Origin of the sequence: Sphingobium sp. B1D7B, from assembly GCF_025961965.1 — a bacterium.
In the GTDB taxonomy this organism is placed as follows: Bacteria; Pseudomonadota; Alphaproteobacteria; order Sphingomonadales; family Sphingomonadaceae; genus Sphingobium.
Window position 1 is genome coordinate 2,410,995 of record NZ_JAOQOR010000001.1, and the last position, 20,270, is coordinate 2,431,264.

The 20,270-nt window shown below is 65.9% G+C and carries 19 protein-coding genes; 4 read left to right on the forward strand and 15 right to left on the reverse strand.

The window, feature by feature from the left end:
• Positions 1–274 precede the first annotated feature (274 nt).
• The 4 genes from M2336_RS11225 to M2336_RS11240 all read right to left on the reverse strand — a co-directional run bounded on the left by M2336_RS11225 (position 275) and on the right by M2336_RS11240 (position 4,557).
• Positions 275–1,615 (reverse strand): methyl-accepting chemotaxis protein, encoded by a 1,341-nt coding sequence (locus M2336_RS11225; RefSeq protein ID WP_264572591.1) that lies wholly within the window; start codon positions 1,613–1,615, stop codon positions 275–277.
• 101 nt (positions 1,616–1,716) lie between these two features.
• Positions 1,717–2,904, reverse strand: a complete 1,188-nt coding sequence (locus M2336_RS11230; RefSeq protein ID WP_264592997.1) for a carboxynorspermidine decarboxylase — start codon at positions 2,902–2,904, stop codon at positions 1,717–1,719.
• Between the two features lie 67 nt (positions 2,905–2,971).
• Positions 2,972–3,349 carry a hypothetical protein gene (locus M2336_RS11235; protein WP_264572593.1) on the reverse strand — a complete coding sequence of 126 codons (378 nt, stop codon included), beginning with the start codon at positions 3,347–3,349 and terminating at the stop codon, positions 2,972–2,974.
• Positions 3,349–4,557, reverse strand: coding sequence for a saccharopine dehydrogenase family protein (locus M2336_RS11240; RefSeq protein WP_264572594.1), 1,209 nt, complete (start codon positions 4,555–4,557; stop codon positions 3,349–3,351). Before M2336_RS11240 ends, M2336_RS11235 begins: the two co-directional genes overlap by 1 nt.
• Positions 4,558–4,610: 53 nt before the next feature.
• Between M2336_RS11240 and M2336_RS11245 the strand changes: the two genes are divergently transcribed.
• Positions 4,611–5,606 carry a threonine/serine dehydratase gene (locus M2336_RS11245; RefSeq protein WP_264572595.1) on the forward strand — a complete coding sequence of 332 codons (996 nt, stop codon included), beginning with the start codon at positions 4,611–4,613 and terminating at the stop codon, positions 5,604–5,606.
• Between the two features lie 3 nt (positions 5,607–5,609).
• Here M2336_RS11245 and cls read toward each other — a convergent pair whose 3' ends face one another.
• Complete coding sequence (gene cls, locus M2336_RS11250; RefSeq protein WP_264572596.1) at positions 5,610–7,019, reverse strand: cardiolipin synthase; 1,410 nt, start codon at positions 7,017–7,019, stop codon at positions 5,610–5,612.
• A gap of 138 nt (positions 7,020–7,157) precedes the next feature.
• On the opposite strand from cls, the gene M2336_RS11255 reads away from it, so the two are divergent.
• From M2336_RS11255 to M2336_RS11265, 3 genes are read left to right on the forward strand one after another with little or no spacing between them, the layout of a single operon-like run.
• Positions 7,158–8,363: a DUF3419 family protein gene (locus tag M2336_RS11255; RefSeq protein WP_264572597.1), complete on the forward strand. Its 1,206-nt coding sequence runs from the start codon at positions 7,158–7,160 to the stop codon at positions 8,361–8,363.
• A 12-nt stretch (positions 8,364–8,375) separates the two neighbouring features.
• Positions 8,376–9,038, forward strand: coding sequence for a class I SAM-dependent methyltransferase (locus M2336_RS11260; RefSeq protein ID WP_413715930.1), 663 nt, complete (start codon positions 8,376–8,378; stop codon positions 9,036–9,038).
• A 52-nt stretch (positions 9,039–9,090) separates the two neighbouring features.
• Complete coding sequence (locus tag M2336_RS11265) at positions 9,091–9,363, forward strand: hypothetical protein (protein WP_264572598.1); 273 nt, start codon at positions 9,091–9,093, stop codon at positions 9,361–9,363.
• Positions 9,364–9,367: 4 nt separating this feature from the next.
• On the opposite strand, the gene recQ is transcribed toward M2336_RS11265, so the two are convergent.
• The 10 genes from recQ to M2336_RS11315 all read right to left on the reverse strand — a co-directional run bounded on the left by recQ (position 9,368) and on the right by M2336_RS11315 (position 20,199).
• Positions 9,368–11,131 carry a DNA helicase RecQ gene (gene recQ, locus M2336_RS11270; protein ID WP_264592998.1) on the reverse strand — a complete coding sequence of 588 codons (1,764 nt, stop codon included), beginning with the start codon at positions 11,129–11,131 and terminating at the stop codon, positions 9,368–9,370.
• A gap of 134 nt (positions 11,132–11,265) precedes the next feature.
• On the reverse strand, positions 11,266–11,505 hold the full coding sequence (locus M2336_RS11275) for a sulfurtransferase TusA family protein (protein WP_264572600.1): 240 nt from the start codon (positions 11,503–11,505) through the stop codon (positions 11,266–11,268).
• Positions 11,489–12,922, reverse strand: coding sequence for a ribosome biogenesis GTPase Der (der, locus tag M2336_RS11280; RefSeq protein WP_264572601.1), 1,434 nt, complete (start codon positions 12,920–12,922; stop codon positions 11,489–11,491). Before der ends, M2336_RS11275 begins: the two co-directional genes overlap by 17 nt.
• The gene (locus M2336_RS11285; protein ID WP_264572602.1) at positions 12,922–14,250 is read right to left on the reverse strand and encodes a PQQ-binding-like beta-propeller repeat protein; all 1,329 of its coding nucleotides are present in this window, start codon (positions 14,248–14,250) and stop codon (positions 12,922–12,924) included. Before M2336_RS11285 ends, der begins: the two co-directional genes overlap by 1 nt.
• 26 nt (positions 14,251–14,276) lie before the next feature.
• Positions 14,277–14,984, reverse strand: a complete 708-nt coding sequence (locus M2336_RS11290) for a tetratricopeptide repeat protein (RefSeq protein WP_264572603.1) — start codon at positions 14,982–14,984, stop codon at positions 14,277–14,279.
• A 90-nt stretch (positions 14,985–15,074) separates the two neighbouring features.
• Positions 15,075–15,947, reverse strand: a complete 873-nt coding sequence (gene panB / locus M2336_RS11295; protein WP_264572604.1) for a 3-methyl-2-oxobutanoate hydroxymethyltransferase — start codon at positions 15,945–15,947, stop codon at positions 15,075–15,077.
• Between the two features lie 221 nt (positions 15,948–16,168).
• On the reverse strand, positions 16,169–16,390 hold the full coding sequence (locus M2336_RS11300; RefSeq protein ID WP_264572605.1) for a hypothetical protein: 222 nt from the start codon (positions 16,388–16,390) through the stop codon (positions 16,169–16,171).
• Between the two features lie 56 nt (positions 16,391–16,446).
• Positions 16,447–17,175 (reverse strand): FliA/WhiG family RNA polymerase sigma factor, encoded by a 729-nt coding sequence (locus M2336_RS11305; RefSeq protein WP_264572606.1) that lies wholly within the window; start codon positions 17,173–17,175, stop codon positions 16,447–16,449.
• A gap of 81 nt (positions 17,176–17,256) precedes the next feature.
• Complete coding sequence (flhA, locus tag M2336_RS11310; protein WP_264570072.1) at positions 17,257–19,362, reverse strand: flagellar biosynthesis protein FlhA; 2,106 nt, start codon at positions 19,360–19,362, stop codon at positions 17,257–17,259.
• Between the two features lie 9 nt (positions 19,363–19,371).
• A complete protein-coding gene (locus M2336_RS11315; RefSeq protein ID WP_413715970.1) occupies positions 19,372–20,199 on the reverse strand; it encodes a transglycosylase SLT domain-containing protein in 828 nt (275 codons plus the stop codon).
• Positions 20,200–20,270: the final 71 nt, after the last annotated feature.

Genomic DNA, 20,270 nt, shown 5'->3' on the forward strand with positions numbered 1-20,270 from the left:
GGGACCTCCAGTGGATTGCAGTCGAAAAGAGCTGCCTTGCGGTGGAAGTCCCATGGGGCAGCAGGGGTGCGCATATATGACCTGTGGCCCCCCCTGTAAAGATCGGGGGTCAAAATTGAGTCACGCGCTGCGGCGCGGGAAAGTCGCGGAAAGTCTAGCTTTTGGAATGGCGCCGTTGCGGCGGCTCACTTTCGGCACAGGATCGGGCGTGTCGCAGACAGGCCGGATCGGGGCAAGGCAGGTGCGACGAGTCGAGTCTGCGCCTGAATGCGCTTCAACCAGCGCCGCCCTCACGCATCACGATCTCGCTCAGGAACCGCTCCACCCGCCGCGAGAGGGTGCTGGACGAGTCGCTCAGATCATGAGCCGTCCGCGCCAGATCCTGCGCCCCTTCGGTCGCCGACCGCGCATTGCCGCTGATCCGCACGATATGCGCCTCAATATCCTTGCTTGCCGACGCTGCCTGTTCGGTGCCGGCCGCAAGGTGCAGGGAGAGCGCGCGCTGGGCGCTCACGGTTGCGGTCACGCCATCGGCAATCTGCTTGACGCTTGCGATCACGTCCTCGAGGCCCGCCTGTGCGTTGCGCACGGCAGCGACCGTGCCGCGCACCGTGACGGCATGGGTGCGGATGCTCTGCGCAGCCATACCGGTCTGCTGGGCCAGCGCGCGTACCTCATTGGCGACGACGGCAAAACCGCGCCCGGCTTGCCCAGCTCTCGCGGCCTCGATGGACGCGTTGAGCGCGAGGAGTTTGACCGAGCGTGCCAGCATTTCAATGGTGGCGGTGACGGTCTCGATGGATTGCGTCGCCTGATCGAGCGCCTGCGCCTGCGCGGCGCTGGCGTCCACGCGGGTCACCGCTTCGGCGGCCACGGTGCGCGCCTGCTCCGTCTCCCAGTCGAGCCTGCCCAGCGATCGCACAAGCGCGGCGCTGGACCGCGCCACCTCGTCCATCATCGCGCCGGTCTGGCTGGCGGCGGTGAGCACATGCAGAGCGTGGTCGGTATTGTCCTGGCTGCGACTGGCGGTGCCCGTGGCATTGCGCTGGAGCAGGGCCGCCATGTCGCCGAGGGTGTTCGAAAGGCCCTGAATGTCCTGCTCGAAGGAAGCGCTCACGCTCCGCAGTCGCGTCAGTTCCGCGTCGCGGGCACGGAGCTGACGTACCTCCTGCGCGTTCACTGCGGCAAAAATGGCGGCATTGGGAACGAAGCCAGCATAGCGGCCCCCGCGCGTCACGATGATCGCTTCCTTGCCACCGTCGCGCGCGTGGACGGCGAGCAAGCCGGCAAGGCCCCGGTCCATCTCGACCACCGGGCAGCGTTGCATCCGTTCGCCAAAGGCGATGGTGATGCCGGGATTGCTTAACAGGGCATAGCCATAGGGATTGAAGAGAATATTGCGGACATCCTCCTCATAAATGGCGCCCACCGGCCGATCCGCCTCATCGACCAGCGGGAGAAGCCGCAAGCCCATATGCTGGCGAAATACCGCCACGATCTCCATCGACGAGGCGCCCTGCCGCGCCTTGATCTGCGCGCTGCCCGGCATCCGCAGCCGGGCGACAGCGTCCTCGTCATCCTGTCGGTCGATCTGGAAAGAGGGCGCATGCATCATGCCACGCCTCTAGAAGCGGGACGGTAAAGTTTTGGTTATCCAGCTGGAACGAGACGAGGAAATTCAAGGGCTTATTGTGACAGTTTTATGTCATTTCCGTGTCAGCTCAGCCGACTCTTGAAGTCCTCATAGCTGAACTGGCGGATTTCCTGCAGTTCGTCCGTCTCGCTGTCCCACAACCAGATGGAAGGCAGCGGCACGCCGTTGAAGGTGTTGGTCTTCACCATCGAATAATGCGCTTGATCGAGGAAGGCGATGCGCCGGCCCGGCTCGGCGGGGACAGGCAGGGCATAGTCGCCGATGATGTCGCCGGCGAGGCAGGATGGGCCGCCCAGCCGCACCAGATCGCCGCCGGGTTGCTCGCCGAGCATGGCCGGACGATAGGGTGCCTCGATCACGTCCGGCATATGACAGGTCGCGGAAATATCCACGATGGCCACCGGCATGCCATTGTCGATCACATCGAGAATTTCGCCGACCAATATGCCCGCGTCCAACGCCACGGCCTCGCCCGGCTCCAGATACACGTCGAGCCCGGTCTCACGGCGGACCTGCTGGAGGAAGGCGACCAGCTCATCGCGCTGATAGTCGGCGCGGGTGATATGATGGCCACCGCCGAAGTTCAGCCATTTGAGTTGCGGAAAGAAGCGCTTGAGGCTCGGCTCAACGGAGGCCCATGTCCGGCCAAGCGGCACGAAATCCTGCTCGCACAGCGTATGGAAATGGATGCCGTCCACGCCCTCAAGATGCTCAGGGAGAAGCTGGTCGATGGGGAAGCCGAGCCGGCTGTTGGGCCGGCAAGGATCGTACTTCGCCACCTCGCCCTCGGCATGGAGGGGGTTGATCCGCAAGCCCACGTCGAAGCTCATGCCCTGCGCGCGCTGCGCATCGAGAATGGGCCGAAAGCGCGCATGCTGGCCGGGCGAATTGAAGATGATATGATCGGAGAGCACGCAGATCTCGGGCAGGTCGGCCGCCTTGTAGCCGGCGCAATAGGTCGCGACCTCGCCCTTCTCATCCAGCCCGGTATATTCCTCGCGGCCCAGTCGGGCCTCGTAGAGGCCGGAGGCGCAGACTCCGTCGAGATAGGCCGAGACAGTGGGCCCGAGCGACCACATGGAGAACGCCTTGAGCGCCGCCAGCATCTTGATGCCGCCCCGATCCCGTACGTCCTTGAGGATCGTCAGATTGCGGCGGATGGCGGCCGCATCGACCACGAAAGCGGGCGAGGGCACGCGATTGAGGTCGAAGCGCGCAAAGGCGCCGGGGTCGCCGGCTCGGGTTTCCATGGGGTCTGCTCCGCTCAAGTCATGTCATGGCGCGGCTGCGAGCGCCGCGCCTTCATCGATGCACCGATCAGTCGATGCACATAGACCGAACGACCTTGCCGCCGTCGAGTTCGGCAAAGCATCCGAATAATTTGTTGTCAGCCTGGCAATGGCCGGGCGCCTTCTGCTCGTCGAGCGGCAGGGTGCCGTTCTTGCCCGGCTGGGCGAGGCAGCGGCCCTGACAGTCCTTCTTCGAGGCGCAGCTCTTGCCTGCATCCGCATAAGGCACCACGCACATGACGGTCTGCGCGCGTCCCCGTGCCTGCAGCGAGCCGCCCTGGCGGGCGCAACTGTTCAGCTCGGAAGACGGCACGCCATCGACCAGGCCGATCTGCGGCGCGCAGCCTCCCAGAGCGAGCGCCAGGGCGGCGCTCGCCAGCCCGATGCGGATGCGCAGGGCGCCCATCAAAAGGGCAGCGGTCCGTCGAGTTCCTTCACCTGCCACGGCAGGCCATGCTTGTTGAGCATGTCCATGAACGGGTCGGGATCGAGCTGCTCGATGTTGAACACACCAGCGCCGGACCACAGGCCCTGCAGCATCAGCGCCGCGCCGATCATCGCCGGCACGCCGGTGGTGTAGCTCACCGCCTGATTGCCGGTCTCGGCATAGGCGTCCTCATGGTCGCAGATATTGTAGACGTAGAGCGTCTTGTCCTTGCCGTCCTTGCCAAGGCCGGTGGCAATATCGCCGATGTTGGTCTTGCCCTTAGTCGTCGGGCCAAGGCTGGCTGGCTCGGGCAGCACGGCCTTGAGGAACTGCAGCGGGATGATCTCAACGCCATTGTAGATCACCGGGTCAATCCGCGTCATGCCGACATTCTGCAGCACTTCGAGATGCTTGAGATAGGCATCGCCAAAGGTCATCCAGAAGCGGATGCGCTTGATCTCGGGCAGGTGCTTGGCGAGGCTCTCCAGCTCCTCATGGTACATGAGGTACATGTTCTTGGGGCCGACCTGCTCGAAGTCGAAGCTCTGCTTGTAGGAGAGGGCAGGCGTGGTCACCCACGCACCATTCTCCCAGTGCCGCGCGGGCGCAGTTACTTCGCGGATGTTGATCTCCGGATTGAAGTTGGTGGCGAAGTGCTGGCCATGGTCGCCGCCATTGCAGTCCAGAATGTCGAGCGTGTCGATCCGCTCGAAATGATGCTTCTTGAGCCAGCTCGCGAAGACGCTGGTGACGCCCGGGTCGAAGCCGGAGCCGAGCAGCGCCATGAGGCCGGCATCCTTGAACCGGTCCTGATAGGCCCACTGCCAGCTATATTCGAAATGCGCCTCGTCGCGCGGCTCGTAGTTCGCCGTGTCCATATAATTCACGCCGGCCGCGAGGCAGGCATCCATGATCGCGAGGTCCTGATAGGGCAGGGCCAGATTCACGACCAGCTTGGGGCCGATCTGCTTGATCAGCGCGGTCGTTGCGGTCACGTCGTCGGCATCCAGCGCATAGGTGCTGATGGCAACGCCCGTGCGCTCTTTCACGGAGGCGGCAATCGCATCGCATTTGGAGACCGTGCGGCTCGCGAGGTGAATGTCGCTGAAGATGTCCACATTCATCGCCATCTTGTGGACCGCGACCGATCCGACGCCACCTGCGCCGATGACCAGCACCTTGCTCATCTGTTAGTCTCCATGAAGTCGAATCGACAAGCGCCTGCATATAGGGGGGCTCTGTGACAGAACAAGAATTGCTCGATCCGCTTCGTGCGCCGAGCCGCGAAGGCGTGTTGCGCGCGGCGGACAAGATTGCGGCGCTGCTGCCGCCCACGCCGCTTTTGCCTCTGGAGGTCGAGGGGCGGACGATCTGGTGCAAGGCGGACATGCTCCAGCCCATCGGCGCCTTCAAGATCCGGGGTGCATGGCATCGGCTGAGCGATCTGACGGCGGAGCAGCGGGCGCGCGGGGTGGTCGGCGTTTCCAGCGGCAATCACGCGCAGGGCGTGGCTTGGGCCGCCCGGCGGCTTGGCATCGCCGCGACCATCGTGATGCCGAGCAATGCGCCCCGCGCCAAGCTGGCGGCGACCCGGGCGCTGGGCGCCAAGGTGTATCTGTATGATCGCGCGAGCGAGGATCGCGACAGCATCGCTGCCGATCTCGTCGCGAAGACCGGCGCGACCCTCGTTCATGCCTATGGCGATCCGTGGATCATCGAGGGGCAGGGCACGCTCGGGATTGAGGCAACGGCGCAAATGCAGGTGCAGCTCGGGCGCGGACCCGACCGCATCGTTGCCTGCTGCGGGGGCGGGGGCCTCTCTGCCGGTCTCGCGCTGGCCTGCCCGGATGCGGCGCTCTATCTGGCCGAGCCGGAAGGCTATGACGATCTGCTTCGCTCGCTCGCCGTCGGCAGCATCCAGTCGGTGGACGACCTGGCCTTCCCGACCGATTGCGACGCGCTCCAGACTCCACGCACCTTCCCGATTAATTTCGCGGTATTGCAGGGCCGGGCCAGCGGTGGCGCCGCCGTGACGCCGATGGAGGTCGCGCAGGCCATGCGGGTGGTTTTCGAGAAGCTCCATCTGGTCGTCGAGCCCGGCGGCGCTGCGGCGCTGGCTGCCGTGCTCGCGGGCAAGGTGCCGGTGACCGATGCGACGCTGGTCACCCTCTCGGGCGGCAATGTCGACCGGGAGACGTTCACCCGCCTGCTGGAGCTCGCCGACCGGGCGGGCTGAGGCTCACAGCAGCGAATCCACCAGCCGGGCGATGTTCTCGGCGAGCCGCCGGGTGCGCGAGCGGGCGCGCCATGCTGTCGGGGTCAGCGTGGTGGAGGCCGCCAGATAGCCTTCATGAATTGTCAGCACCTGCGCAATCGAGGCGGCGTCGTAGATCAGCAGGCTGGCCTCCTGATTGAGCTGGAACGAGCGCAGGTCGACATTGCTCGATCCCACCACGGCCAGCCGGTCATCGATGCTGAGCGTCTTGGCGTGGAGCAGTTCGTTGGGGAACAGGTGGATCGAGACGCCGGCGTCCAGCAGCTCCTGATAGAAGGAGCTTTGCGAGAGGCGAACGAGCGGCTGATCCGCCACGCGCGAGAGAATGAGGTCGACCTTGACCCCGCGCGCCACCGCTGCGCCCATGGCGCCGAGCACGTCCTCGCCCGGCACGAAATAAGGGCTGACCATGACGACGTGCTGGCACGCCTGATGCAATTGCCAGACCAACAGCGTCTCGAACCCGGCCAGCGGATAGTCCGCCCCGCTCGGGAGCAATTGCAGGCAAGCGGTCCCGGCGGTGTCCGTCGGGGCAGGGGAGGCGCCGGGGGGATCGCCAGACTCCAGCGACCAGTCGGCACGCACCAGCGCCGCCATGCTGGCGACCACCGGCCCCGTCACCCGCGCGACCAGTTCGCGATTGACCACGCCGGGCCGGAAATCGCGCGCGACGATGTTCTGGGAGCCGGCATAGCCGATCCTGTCGTCGATCACGAAGAGCTTGCGATGATTGCGCATGTCGCGCCGGGTTCGCGCCCGGATGAGGCGCAACGGCAGCGTTTCGCACACACGCACCCCCTTGGCGCGCAGCAGCGCCTGCGTCCCGCGCCGCCATGGGCGCGAACCGACCGGATCGAACAGCACCCGCACGTCCAGACCGCGCTGAACGGCCCGGCCAAGCGCGGCGGCCACGCGCTGGCCCACGGCATCGTCGGCGAAGATGTAGACGAGCAGGTGGACGGACTGTTCGGCGGCATCGATATCCGCGACGAGCCGGTCCACGACCGCATCATAGGCGTCGATCAGCGTGATGGCATTGCCGTCGGTGGCGGGCATATGCCCCAAAGTGTGCGCGAGCGCCGCGATGGGCTCCACATCGCCCAGCGCGGGATGATGCCGCTGCTGCGCCTGCGCGGTCGCAGCAAAGAAGGGCTGCAAGGCGCCGAACCGCTCGCGCCGCCACGCCGGGAAGCGCGGACTGCCGATGGCGAGAAACAAGAGCAGGCCAGGCACCGGCAGGAAGAAGATCAGCAGCAGCCACGCCCGCGCCGCCGCAGGTGTCCGCCGCAAGGGCACGACCGCGAGCGCGCCGAGGCGGATGAGCCATTCCAGCGCGTACCAGATCTGATCGAGATGGGGTGATGACCCTGCCATGCCCGATCCTAGCGTGAGCGCTCCGCCAGAGCCAAGACCATTGCACGCAGCCTCGTCACCAATCTGCCATCGCGCGGTCACGGGCCTGACATGCACGGCGCCTAGTGGGGCGTCAGTGGACCATCAGGGGAGCCGTTCATGCCGCATGTCATCGATCGCGCCGTTATCAACCATGAGGCGACCACGCGCGAGGGCCTTCTGGAACGCGCCTTCGCCTTCGCGTTTCGAGGCCTGGTCTATGCGCAGATCTGGGAAGACCCGGTGGTGGACATGGCGGCGCTGGCGATCAAGCCGGAGAGCCATGTCGTGACCATCGCCAGCGGCGGCTGCAATGTGCTCTCCTACCTGACCGCCGATCCGGCCCGCATCACGGCGGTCGATCTCAACACGGCGCATATTGCGCTCAATCGGCTGAAGCAGGTCGCGGCGCAGCAATTGCCCGATTATGCGAGCTTTCGCCGCTTCTTTGCCGAGGCCGACAGCGCGGAGAATCTTCGGGCCTATAAGGCCTATATCCGCCCGCATCTGGACGAGACGGCGCGCCGCTATTGGGAGGGGCGCGATCTGGTGGGGCGGCGCCGCATCGGCATGTTCCGCTCCGGCGCTTACAAGCGCGGGTTGCTCGGCGGCTTCATCGGCGCGGCGCATCTGGTGGCACGGCTGTACCGCATCGATCCGCGCGAATTGCTGGCCGCGCGCGACATGGAGGAGCAGCGCCGCATCTTCGAGGCGCGACTGGCGCCGATCTTCGAGCGCAAGTTCATTCGCTGGCTGACCGACCAGCCCGCCTCGCTCTTCGGCCTCGGCATTCCGCCCGCGCAATATGATGTGCTTGCCGGCGATGAGAAAATGGCTGCGGTGTTGCGCAAGCGGCTTGAGCGGCTCGCCTGCGACTATGATCTTAAAGCCAACTACTTCGCCTGGCAGGCATTTGGTCGTGGATATGGCCGTCATGAGGATGCGCCGCTGCCGCCTTATCTGGAGCGCGCCCATTATGAGGCGGTGAAGCACAGGGCCCGCCGCGTTGATGTGCAGCACGCCAACATGACCGACTGGCTCTCACGCCAGCCGGCTGCGAGCGTCGACCGCTATGTTCTGCTCGATGCGCAGGACTGGATGAGCGATGCGCAACTGACTGCGCTCTGGTACGAGATCAGCCGTACCGCGCGCCCCGATGCGCGGGTGCTCTTCCGCACGGCGGCCGAGCCGAGCCTGCTGCCGGGGCGTTTGCCCGATCCGCTTCTGGAGCGCTGGCATTATCATGGCGAGGACTCGCTGCGCTTCACCCGCGCCGACCGCTCGTCCATTTATGGTGGCGTGCATCTCTACGGTTTGAAGGGCTAGGCGGTGTCGCACATGGACCGCATCGGCGCCGCGAGCGACCGCCATGCGCGCGCGATGGACGCGCAATATGCGCTGCAGCGGCATGTCTACGACATCACCCGCAAATATTATCTGCTGGGGCGGGATCGGCTCATCCGCGATCTGGCCGTGCCGGTTGGCGGATCGGTGCTGGAGATCGGGGTCGGCACCGGGCGTAATCTCGCGCTGGTCGCCCGGCATTATCCGCAGGCGCGGCTCTTCGGTCTCGATATCTCGGCGGAAATGCTCAAATCGGCGCAGCGCAATATTGCGCATGCGGGGGCGCACTCGCGCACCCTGCTGGAGCGCGCCGATGCCGCCCGGTTCGATCCGCAGGCCTTGTTCGGCGAGCCGGGCTTTGACCGGGTCTATATCAGCTACAGCCTCTCGATGATCCCGCAATGGGAGGCGGCGCTCGCGCAGGCGCTCTCGGTCGTCGAACCGGGCGGGTCGCTCCATATCGTCGATTTCGGCCAGCAGGAGCGCTTGCCCGGCTGGTTCCGGGCGGCGTTGCGGGGCTGGCTCGAGCGCTTTCACGTCACGCCGCGCGAGCCGCTCTTTGCCGTGGCCCACGGCCTTGCCGCGAGCTATGGCGCCGACCTGTCCTGCCGCGCCCTGTATCGCGGCTACGCCTGGAGCGTGACGATCCGGCGGTAAACGCCGTCGATTTCGGCTGCGTCCGGGCTGTGCCTGCCTTATGCTGGCGGCCATGGATTTTCATGACCTGATGCTGCGCTATTTCGGCAAGACCGAACTGGAAGAGTTGCCACCCGAGGCGATGGGCGCCGGAATTGAGCGGATGCGCGTCGATTTCGGGCTGGAGAAGGACGCCGGCCGGCGCTTCGGCCTATGGGCGCTGTTGCACATGCTCGGTGGCGCGCCGGACCTGGACGTGGCCTTCAAGGACCCCGCCGAGCGCGAGGCCGCCCGCAATTTCATGGATATGGCCGCGCGGCTCACTGACGCCGACGAAACGGGCTGATGAATTAGCCGAAGCGACGAAGGGCGGTGAGGAAGGCTTCGCCATAGGCCTCCAGCTTGCGCTCGCCGACACCGCTGACCAGTGCCATGTCCCGCAGCGACTTGGGGCGGATCGCGGCCATGTCGCGCAAGGTGCTGTCATGGAAGATGACATAAGGCGGCACCCCGGCATCCTGCGCCAGCGTGCGGCGGCACTCGCGTAGCGCCTCGAAAACCGGGTCGTTGACGGGGTTCTCCCCCTTGTCGCGGCCACGCCGGCGCTCCTTCTTCGGCTGGATCACCAGCTCGACGCGCTCCTCGCCCTTGAGATAGCCGCGCGCCGCCGGGCCGAGCGCCAGCCCGCCATGGTCGGTGGTGGTCAGCGCATCATGCACCTGCAGAGCGCGGGCGACCGGCTTGATCAGCGCGGCCTCCTCGCCTTCGATAATGCCGAAGACCGACAGGCGATCATGCCCGCGCTGGGAAATCCGGTCATTACCCCGCCCGGTCAGCACGGCTTCGAGGTGACCGAGGCCAAAGCTCTGGCCGGTGCGGTGGACGGCCGAGAGCAGCTTCTGCGCCGTCAGCGTCGCATCGATGCTGGCGGGGGGCGAGAGGCAATTGTCGCAATTGCCGCAGGTGGGCGGCGGGTTCTCGCCGAAATGGCGCAGCAGTACCGCACGGCGGCACCGCGCGGTTTCCACCAGTGCACCCAGGGCGGCAATGCGCGCGCGCTCGCCGGCCTGACGCTCTGGCTCCACCTCGCTAATCCGCTGGCGCGCCCGCATGAAATCCTCTGCGCCCCACAGCAGCGTCGCCGTTGCGGGATCGCCATCGCGCCCTGCGCGCCCGCTCTCCTGATAATAGCTCTCGATCGACTTGGGCAGGCCGGCATGGACGACGAAGCGCACATCCGGTTTGTCGATGCCCATGCCGAAGGCCACGGTGGCGACCATCACCATCTCCTCGCTGGCGAGGAACGCGGCCTGATTGGCGGCGCGCAGCTCAGCGGGCAGCCCCGCATGATAGGCCAGCACCGGCCGCCCCTTGGCACCGAGCGCCTCGGCAAGCTGCTCGGTCGCGGCGCGGGTTGGCGCATAGATGATGCCCGGGCCGGAATTGGCCGCCAGAATATCGGTGAGCTGACGACGCAGGCCATCGCGCGGCTGCACGAGGTAACGGATATTGGGCCGGTCGAAGCCGGAGATGATTAGCCCCTCGGCCGGAATGCCGAGCTGGGTGAGAATATCCTCGCGGGTGTGGGCATCCGCCGTGGCGGTGAGCGCGAGCCGGGGGACATCGGGAAAGGCGTCCAGTAGTGGGCGCAGCAGGCGGTAATCGGGGCGAAAATCATGGCCCCATTCCGACACGCAATGCGCCTCATCGATCGCGAAGAGGCTGAGGCGCGACCGCTCCAGCAGCGCGCGGAACCCGTCTCCCGAGGCGCGCTCTGGCGCTACGTAGAGCAGGTCCAGCTCGCCGGCAACCAGCCTGTCCTGCGTCTCGCGCCAGTCAGCGTCCACCGACGTGAGGCTCGCCGCGCGGATGCCGAGCGCTCGCGCCGCCCGCAACTGGTCGTGCATCAGCGCGATCAGGGGCGAGACCACGACGCAGCAGCCCGGCAGAGCGAGCGCAGGCAATTGATAACAAAGCGATTTGCCGGCGCCGGTGGGCATGATCGCCAGCGTCGGGCGGCCCGCCAACACCCGGTCCACCACCTGCGCCTGCACGCCCCGAAAGGCCTCGAAGCCAAAGACGCTTCTGAGCAGGGCGGCGGGATCGGCAAGCATCGGGCGGCTATAGGGTGGCGAGGGGTGAGGGGGAAGGGCAGAATGGACCTGCCCGCCGCTCAAGATCTGTCAGCGCAGCAGAACAGGCCGTTGCCGCCAACGGAAAAGCCGCAAAACGGCCGCATCTCGCTCGCTTATGTTTCCTCTGCGCCCTTGCGGCTCAGCGCATATTCCACATGGCTCTCGGCCTCGTGAACGCCGACCGCCCAGCCATTGGAGTGCGCCAAGGCCGGCACATCGATTTTTGCCACCGGATCGTCGGCTAGAAGCAATACGCAATCATGATCGCGCATCGCGCGCGCGGCACGCAGGACGGGCCACGGACATTTCAGTCCGCGGGCGTCGACGCGCGCCGGATCACTTCTTTTTGTCAAATGGGTTCCGTGCGCTACGCAGGTTTAGCCGGATCGGCACGCCCGAAAAGTCGAGCGCCTTGCGGATGCCGTTCACGAGATAGCGACTGTAGCTTTCCGGCACCTCGTCGAGACGCGACCCGAACACCACGAAGGTGGGCGGCCGGCTGCGCGCCTGGGTGATGTAGCGCATCTTGATCCGCTTGCCGCCCGGTGCCGGCGGCGGATTGGCTTCCAGCGCCTCATCGAACCAGCGGTTAAGCAGGCTCGTTGGCACGCGCTGCGACCAGCGGCGGCGGGTATCGAATGCCGCTTGCAGCAGATCGTCAATGCCCTTTCCGGTGGCGCCGGATACAGTGAGCAGCGGCACGCCGCGCACCTGCGCAAGCCCGTCTTCCAGCGCCTTGCGGACGCCCTGATACAGCGACGAGCCATTCTCGGCCACGTCCCACTTGTTGAGCGCGATCACGAGCGCACGGCCCTCGCTCAGAACCTTGTCGGCAATGCGCAGATCCTGCGCCTCAAGCCCAAGCGTGGCGTCGAGCATCAGCACCACGACTTCCGCGAAATCCACGGCATGAAGCGCATCGGCGACAGAGAGCTTCTCCAGCTTCTCCTGCACTTTTGCGCGCTTGCGCATGCCGGCGGTGTCGATCAGCCGCACCGCGCGCGCCACGCCGTCGGGCGCGTGCCAGGTCCAGTCCACGGCGATGCTGTCGCGCGTGATGCCGGCTTCCGGCCCGGTGATCAGCCGCTCTTCGCCCAATATGCGGTTGATGAGCGTGGACTTGCCGGCATTGGGCCGCCCGACGATAGCGAGCTTGAGCGGCGCGCTGTCGTCCAGCTCGTCCTCGTCTCCCACATCATCCTCGTCGCCCTCGACGGGTAGGTCTGGCTCGTCCGCCTCGACATGCGAGCGGATCGCCTGGAACAGGTCGGCAAGACCTTGCCCATGCTCCGCGGAAAAGGCCACAGGCTCATCAAAGCCGAGCGAAAAGGCTTCCATGATGCCGGGATCGGCGGCGCGGCCCTCGGCCTTGTTGGCGAGCAGCACCACCGGCGTGTTCCCGGCGCGCAGCCAGCGGGCGATATGCTCGTCGAGCGGCGTGATGCCCGCGCGCGCGTCGATCATGAACAAGGCGACCGAGGCACCCTGAACCGCCATTTCGGTCTGCGCGCGCATTCGGCCCGGCAGGGTCTGCGCGTCGTCTTCCTCGAAACCGGCGGTATCCACGATGCGGAACTTGAGGCCAAGCAGTTCGGCATCGCCCTCGCGCCGGTCGCGGGTGACGCCGGGCTGGTCATCGACAAGCGCGAGCTTCTTGCCCACCAGCCGGTTGAACAGCGTGGACTTGCCCACATTCGGGCGGCCGACGATGGCGACGACCGGAAGGCTTCCGGCCGGCGTGTCGCGGTCTGGGCGTTGTCTTTTTGCCATCAGCGGAACGCGAGGATGCGTCCCTCGTCCGTCAGCACATAAAGCATGTTGTCCGCGACGATGGGCGGCAGGGTGAGGCCCTGCTTGAGGTCGCGCTCCTGCAGCACTTTGCCGCTCGTCGGATCGACAAATGCCATCGCGCCTTCGGTGGAGACGAGGATGAGCTTGCCGCCCGCGAGGATCGGGCCGCGCCAACGGATTGGGCCGGTCTTCTTCTTCGGCTTGCGCCATGCCGGCAGATCACTGATCCACCGGATCTTGCCAGTGGCACGCGTGATGGCGAGCAGCTGGGACTTGTCGGTCACCACGAACACCCAGTCGCTCACCACCAGCGGCGTCGCGATACCGCCGATGTTCAGCTCCCACAGGCGCTGCCCGCTCACCAGTTCATAGGCTGCCATGCGGCCGCCTTCGCCAATGGCAAACACCTGGCCCCGGTCGACCACCGGGTCGGCGTCAATATCGGTCAGCATGGCGACCGAAGTGGAGATGCTGGTGCGGCTGAGCGCATCGCCCCACAAGGCGCGGCCGTTCTCGTAGCGATAGGCCGTCAGTTCGCCCGAGCTATAGCCAGCGATCACCGAACCCTGCGCCGCCGCCGGAGCGCCGACGCCGAACACGCCCGTCGCTTCCAGCGTGCCGCTGTCCGTCCACACGACCGCGCCATCTGCCTGCGAGAGCGCGAAGAGCTGGTTGTCCTGGCTCATCACATAGGCATTGCCGTTGGAGAGCGTGGGTGCACCGCGCAGCGGGCCGCCAGGCTGCACCTTCCAGATCTCGGCGCCGTCCGCGACATTCAGCGCGGCAACGGACCCGGCGCCGGACGTGGCGAACAAACGGTCGCCCTCGACACTGACGCCGCCACCGAACTGCACCTGCGAAGGCTGATTGGGCGAGCGAATGCTCTTCGACCAGAGCCGCGCGCCTGTCTTGGCGTCGAAGGCGGAGACCGTCGCATCGGTGTCGATCACGAACAGCTTGCCGCCTGCGACGACCGGCGCTGCGGCCAGCCGGCTGCGCGAGCCGCCACCGGTCACCGATGCCGACCAGGCCTGCTGGATATTGTCGCCGAGCGCGACATGGCCGATGGCCTTGGCGGCATTGCCACCCGATTGCGCCCAAGCGGGGTTAACGACCGGGGGCGGCAGTGTGACCGGGAGCGACGCAACAGCATCGTCCACGGCCAGCACATTGTTGCTGCCGAGGATGGAGGTGCGGTCGCCATGCACGGGGGTCTTGGGGCCGCTCTTCCCGCCGCATCCGGTCAGGAGCAGCAGGGCCGCAGGAATGCCGATCCAGGCGGCGCGATATGATGTGGGATTACGCATCCTCGTGGGTTTCTCTTTCAATGGAATCAGGAGGCAGGCGTGTCAGCGGTCGGCCCGGCTTGCCGGGGCGTCGTCGCCGATCCAAGCATGCTGGCCATCTGTCCGGCGCGCAGCTTGATGGATTCAGGCACCAGTGGATCGTTGGCCATCTCGTTGAAGATCTTGCCGGCCTGATCGCGCTGGCCGGCCTTGAGATGGGCGATGGCGGTCAGTTCACCGGCGCTGCCGAACCAGCTATTGCCCGGCACCGCCAGCGGCTTGAGCGCGGCGATCACGTCCTGCGGCTTCATGCTGTCGAAGGCGAGGGCAGTCCGGCGCATCAGTGCGGCGTCCTTTGTCGCGGCCGGGGCCTGCGCGTCGGCCAGAATGGCATCATAGGCGGCAAGCGCGGTCTTGGGGTCATTGCGACCGCCCGCCAGTGCGGCCCGGAGCATTTCCGCCTGCGCGCGATAACCCGGGCCACCTTCGGTCATGATCTGCTTGTACACCCCGTCATCCAGCGTGGCCCGCTGGGCAGCGCTCATCAGCCGGGCGAACTGCTCGCCGTTGGCCTCGGCTTTCTGGGTCTGGTGGTGCTGCCAGTAGAGCCAGCCGCCAAAGGCAGCGAGGCCAAGCACGACGACGGCGATGACCAGACGGCCGTAATTTTTCCAGAAGGATAGCAGATCGTCCTGTCGCACGGCATCGTCGATCTCGCGGAGCAGGGCCTCGTTCTGATGTGGCGTCAGGGCCAAGTCTCTATCTCCAGTCGGCTGAAAAAGCGCAGGGGCGCATGAAGGGATTTTGTGGCCGCGGACCTTAGCGGCGGATGAACTCCGCGCAAATCACTTTTTGGCGCCATAAAGCTGGGCCTCGCCGGGGAAGCTGCGCGCGCGCACCTCCTGCGCATATTGGGCCGCGGCATCGCTGATCGTCCCGGCAAGATCGGCATAGCGCTTCACGAAGCGCGGCGTGCGCTCGAACATGCCGAGGAGGTCTTCGGTCACCAGCACCTGCCCGTCGCAGGCTGCCGAGGCGCCGATGCCGATGGTGGGGCAGGGCACGTCTCCCGTGATCTCGATAGCCAGTTCCTCGATGACGCCCTCGATCACCATCGCAAAGCAGCCGGCAGCGGCGACGGCGCGGGCATCGTTACGGATTTTGGCGGCCTCGGCGGCATCGCGGCCGCGCGGTCCATAGCCGCCGAGCGCGTTCACCGCCTGCGGCGTGAGCCCGACATGGGCGCAGACCGGGATGCCCCGCTCGCTCAGAAAGGCGATGGTCGGCGCCATAGCCTCGCCGCCTTCCAGCTTCACGCCGGCAGCGCCGGTTTCCTTCATCAGGTGGGCTGCGCTCGCGAAGGCCTGCTCAGGGGAGGCCTCATAGCTCCCGAACGGCATGTCGATGATGACGGCGCTGTGATAGCTGCCGCGCACGACCGCAGCGCCATGGGCGGCCATCATCTCGAGCGTGACGGGCACGGAGGACGGCAGGCCGTAGATCACCTGCCCGAGCGAGTCGCCCACCAGCAGCAGGTCGCAATGGGGATCGAGCAACTGCGCCTGCCGCGCCGTGTAGGCGGTCAGCATCACGATTGGCGAGTCGGTCACCCCATCGACTTTGCGCGCGCGGATGGCGGGAATGGTCAGCCGACGCATCGGCGCCGGCGTGGGGTTCGCCCGGCTGGTCGCCGTATCGAGGGTGTAAGTGGCGGACATGGCCGCGCTTTAGCGCAACCGCGGGGGTTCGCCTAGGCTGCGCGGGTCAAACCCACAAATATGCTCGCCTCAGAGGGGGGGCTGGGGGTGGTGGCGATGCGCCAGCATCGCAAACTTAGCAAGTGGCCGCGCGGGCGCAACCCCACCCCAACCCCTCCTCTGAAGAGGAGGGGCTAAATCTGCTCGATTTTGAATTGAGGCGGCGCGCTGTCCGCAAACGCTCACTTCTTATCGACAGCACCTTGGGCCGCATCGCCCACATCCTGCGCTGCATCGCCGACTTGCTGCGCCGCCGTGGACACAGCGTCGTTCTTGTTATCCTGGCTCTGCAGCAGGAAGTAGCCGCCCACCGCGAGGATCAGCAGTGCCACGATCGCAATGATCGCGGTTGCGCTGCCGCCGCTCGAGCGCTCGACGATTACCGTTTTGGGTTCTTCGGCCATGTCATCCTCCACCTGATTGATGGCGGAGAAACGATCATCCCGCGGCGCGGTTCCGGTCAGAGGAAGGCGCTGAGGCGTCCCCGCAGCTTGTCGAGCGCAGATTTCTTGATTTGGCACACCCGGGCCGCGCCGATATCGAGCGTCAGCCCGATTTCCTCAAGGTTCATCTCTTCGACGAAGTAGAGCTGCAGCACCATCGCCTCGCGCTCGGGCAATTCCTTGATGCAGGCGGAAACCGCGCGCTTGAGGGATTCCCGCTCCAGCACTTCCTCGGCGCCCTCGGTTGCATCGGCGAACCACATCGACTGGTCCGAATAGACCTCGTCCATGCTCTGATGCTGCGCCATGTCCGTCCCATCGGCAAGCTCGCGCCAGCCGGCAGCATCAAGACCGAGATGCGCGGCGACTTCGCTATCCGCGGGCGGCCGCCCGAAGCGTTGCTCCAGCGCGCGACGGGCATCCTGAATGGTCTTGCGGCGCGCCATCGCCGAGCGACACAGGGTCGCATGGCGGCGCAGATGGTCGATCATCGCGCCGCGCACGCGCATTTGCGCATAGGTCGCAAAGCCGAAGCCGCGATCCTCGAAGCTATTGGCCGCCTCGACCAGCGCGACCATGCCGATCTGCAGCAGATCCTCGATCTCGATCGCGCTGGAGACGCGGCCATGGACATGCCAGGCGATCTTGCGCACCAGCGGCATATATTGCTGCGCCAGCTGATCCGGTGAGACACCGGGCCGGCGACCATAAGTCAGGGCTGCAACCTCAAGCTGTGCGCTGTGCATGGGTCTCATCTATGCTGAAAGGTTTAACCGGGAATTTCCGAGCAGGGCGGAGGCGTGTGCGGATTATGCTGCGCAACATCGTCATGCCGCCTGCAGCCGCTCGACCTGGTGGATGCGTGTCTCGTTGCCGACCACCGCCACGACTTCCACGGCCTTGCCATCCGGGATTTCCAGGAAGGAGAGCACCGGAACGTCGGGCAGATGCGGGCGGAACAGGCGGGAGAGGGCGCGACGCGCCACCGGTGAGGTCACGATCGCAAAGTTGCGGGCCTGTGCCATCAGCGGACGGGCCGCCTCGCTCACCTGTTCGATGAGGCGCTGGGCCAGCGCCGGTTCGATGGGGTGATGGGCATCGGCGCCGACGCGCATGGCCTGCGCGAGCAGGCCTTCCAGCTCGCCATCCAGCGTGAGCACCGGGAGCGGCGCTTTCACTGGCACGATGCTCTGGATGATCAGCGAGCCGATGCGCTGGCGGACCGCCTCGATAAGCGCGTCGGTGGACATGTCCCCGCGCGCAACGATCACCATGGCTTCGGCGATACGACGGAAGTCCTTGAGCGGAATGCCCTCAATGAGCAGCCCGCGGCACAGCGCGGCGATCTGCGCGAGGCTCAACGGATTGGGCGTCAGGCCCTCGACAAGTTGCGGCGTCACTTCACGCAGTGTGTCGAGCAGCTTCTTGGCCTCGTCCATGCCGAACAGCTCAGCGGCGTTCTGCAGGATGAGATGATTGATATGCGTGGCGATCACCGTCGACGGGTCGACGACGGTATAGCCGGAGACGACCGCTTCGCTGCGCCGCTCCATCGGAATCCACACCGCGTCCAGCCCGAAGGTCGGGTCCTGCGCGGCGCGACCCTCGATCCGCTGGGTGATGTCGCCGCTGTCGAGCGCCAACAGGCTATCGGGGAAAATCTCGTCCTCGCCCACCACCACACCGGCGATGGTGATGCGATACTGGTTCGGGCCAAGCGCGAGATTGTCCTTCACCCGGATCATCGGCACCACAAAGCCCAGTTCGCGCGAGAGCTGGCGGCGAATGCCGGTGATCCGGCCGATCAGCGGCGCCTCCTTGCGCTCATCAACCAGCGAGATCAGGCCATAGCCGATCTCCAGGCCAAGCGCGGCGCCGTCGGAGACGTCGCTCCACTCGATGTGGGCAGGATTTTCGACCACCGCCGGTTCCGCCGGTGCCTCGCTGCGGGCCTTGGCGGCCTTGCGCAGTTTCCACGCGATGAACCAGGCGAGGCCGGCGGCGGGCAGGATGATGAGGTGCGGCATGCCCGGTACGATGCCGAGCACGGTGAGAATACCCGCAACCGGAACCCAGGCGCGGCTGTGGCCGAACTGGCTGGAGATCTGGCCGGAGAGATCATGCTCGGACGTGACACGGGTCACGATCGCGGCTGCGGCAATGGAGAGCAGCAGCGCCGGCACCTGCGCCACGAGCGCGTCGCCAATGGCCAGCAGGATGTAGGTCTGCGCGGCTTGCCCGATGGAGAGGTCATGGCTGACCAGACCCAGGGTGATGCCGCCAAGGATATTGATGACGAGGATCAGCACACCGGCGACGGCGTCGCCCTTCACGAACTTGGAGGCACCGTCCATCGAGCCGTAAAAGTCAGCTTCGGTCGCGACTTCCTGCCGGCGGACCTTGGCCTGCTCGGCGGTCAGCAGGCCGGCGTTGAGATCGGCATCGATGGCCATCTGCTTGCCGGGCAGGGCATCGAGGGTGAAGCGGGCAGACACTTCCGACACGCGGCCCGCGCCCTTGGTGATCACCACAAGGTTGATGATCATCAGGATCGCGAACACGAAGATGCCGACGACATAATCGCCGCCGATCATGAAATTGCCGAATGCCTCGATCACATGGCCGGCCGCATCCGATCCGTTGTGACCGTTAACCAGCACAATGCGCGTCGAGGCGACGTTGAGCGCCAGGCGAAGCAGCGTGGCCAGCAGCAGCACGGTCGGAAAGCTGGAGAAATCGAGCGGTTTGGCGGCGTTCAGCGCGATCATCAGCACCGCAAGGCTGATCATGATGTTGCCGACGAAGCCGATATCCAGCAGCAGCACCGGCACCGGCACCACCATGAACATGACGAGCAGCAGGATGGCGAAGGGCAGGGCTGCCCCGCGCGCCGAGTTCTTCCAGATGCTGCCGTTGATGTCGTTGCGCGTCATGGTTGGCGATTACCTTCCGAGGGTGGCGAGCATGAGGTAGGCAAGCCGCGCGGTTTCGGCGCGCGGTGCGAATTCGGGATAGGGCTGCTTTTCGCTCAGTGTCTGGTTCATCGTCAGCCGCTCCTGCGCGATGCGGACATAGTCGGCGGGCATCACGGTCTGCGTGCCGTCCATCGCCATATCGCTTGCCGCACTGCCGGCGGCCTGACCGCCCACCGCCAGCTTCTGCGCGAAGCTCGCGCGGATGTCCGTCAGGCTGCGGGCATTGCCCTGCCGGTCGAAGAACACCGAGGCATTGGCCCGCGCGGCGGCGGGAAACAGAGCCGCTCCGGAGGCGTCGGGCGCCTGCGCCATCGTCGTAAGGAATTTCGCTGCGCCACCTGCACCGAGGAAATGGGCGAGGTAGAGATCGACCGCCTCGGCCGGTCGGCCGATCCGCTCTTCAAGATAGGCGCGATTGTCGGTGGCGAGTTCCGCCGCCATGATCGAGGCCGTCTCGGGATGATTGCGCAGGTCGAGGATCTGCTGGCGCAGGGCCGGGTCCGAAACCACGTACCGCCCGTTCGCCGTGCGCTCGATGGCGTTGGACGCCCAGTCCATGCCGTATTTCGCGCCATGGTCGTTGACGATGGAAAGCCAGCTCTGGTCGATAAACTGGTAGAGGCCGGTCGCACTAGAGGTGCGCGCGCGCGCCGTCGGGTTCAGCGCGCTTTCCACATGCGCCTGGCTCATCAGATAATTGAAATCCACACCGGTGCGACTGCTGGCCTTGGCAATGGCCTGCGTCACCCTGGCGGCATTGCTGCCCTGGGCCGAGTTGGTGGTCAGTCCATTCACGGACATGGCGACTAATGATCTCCCGTTGGTACCGGGGATCAAAAAGCAAGATGCGTGCCAGAATTGGTTAA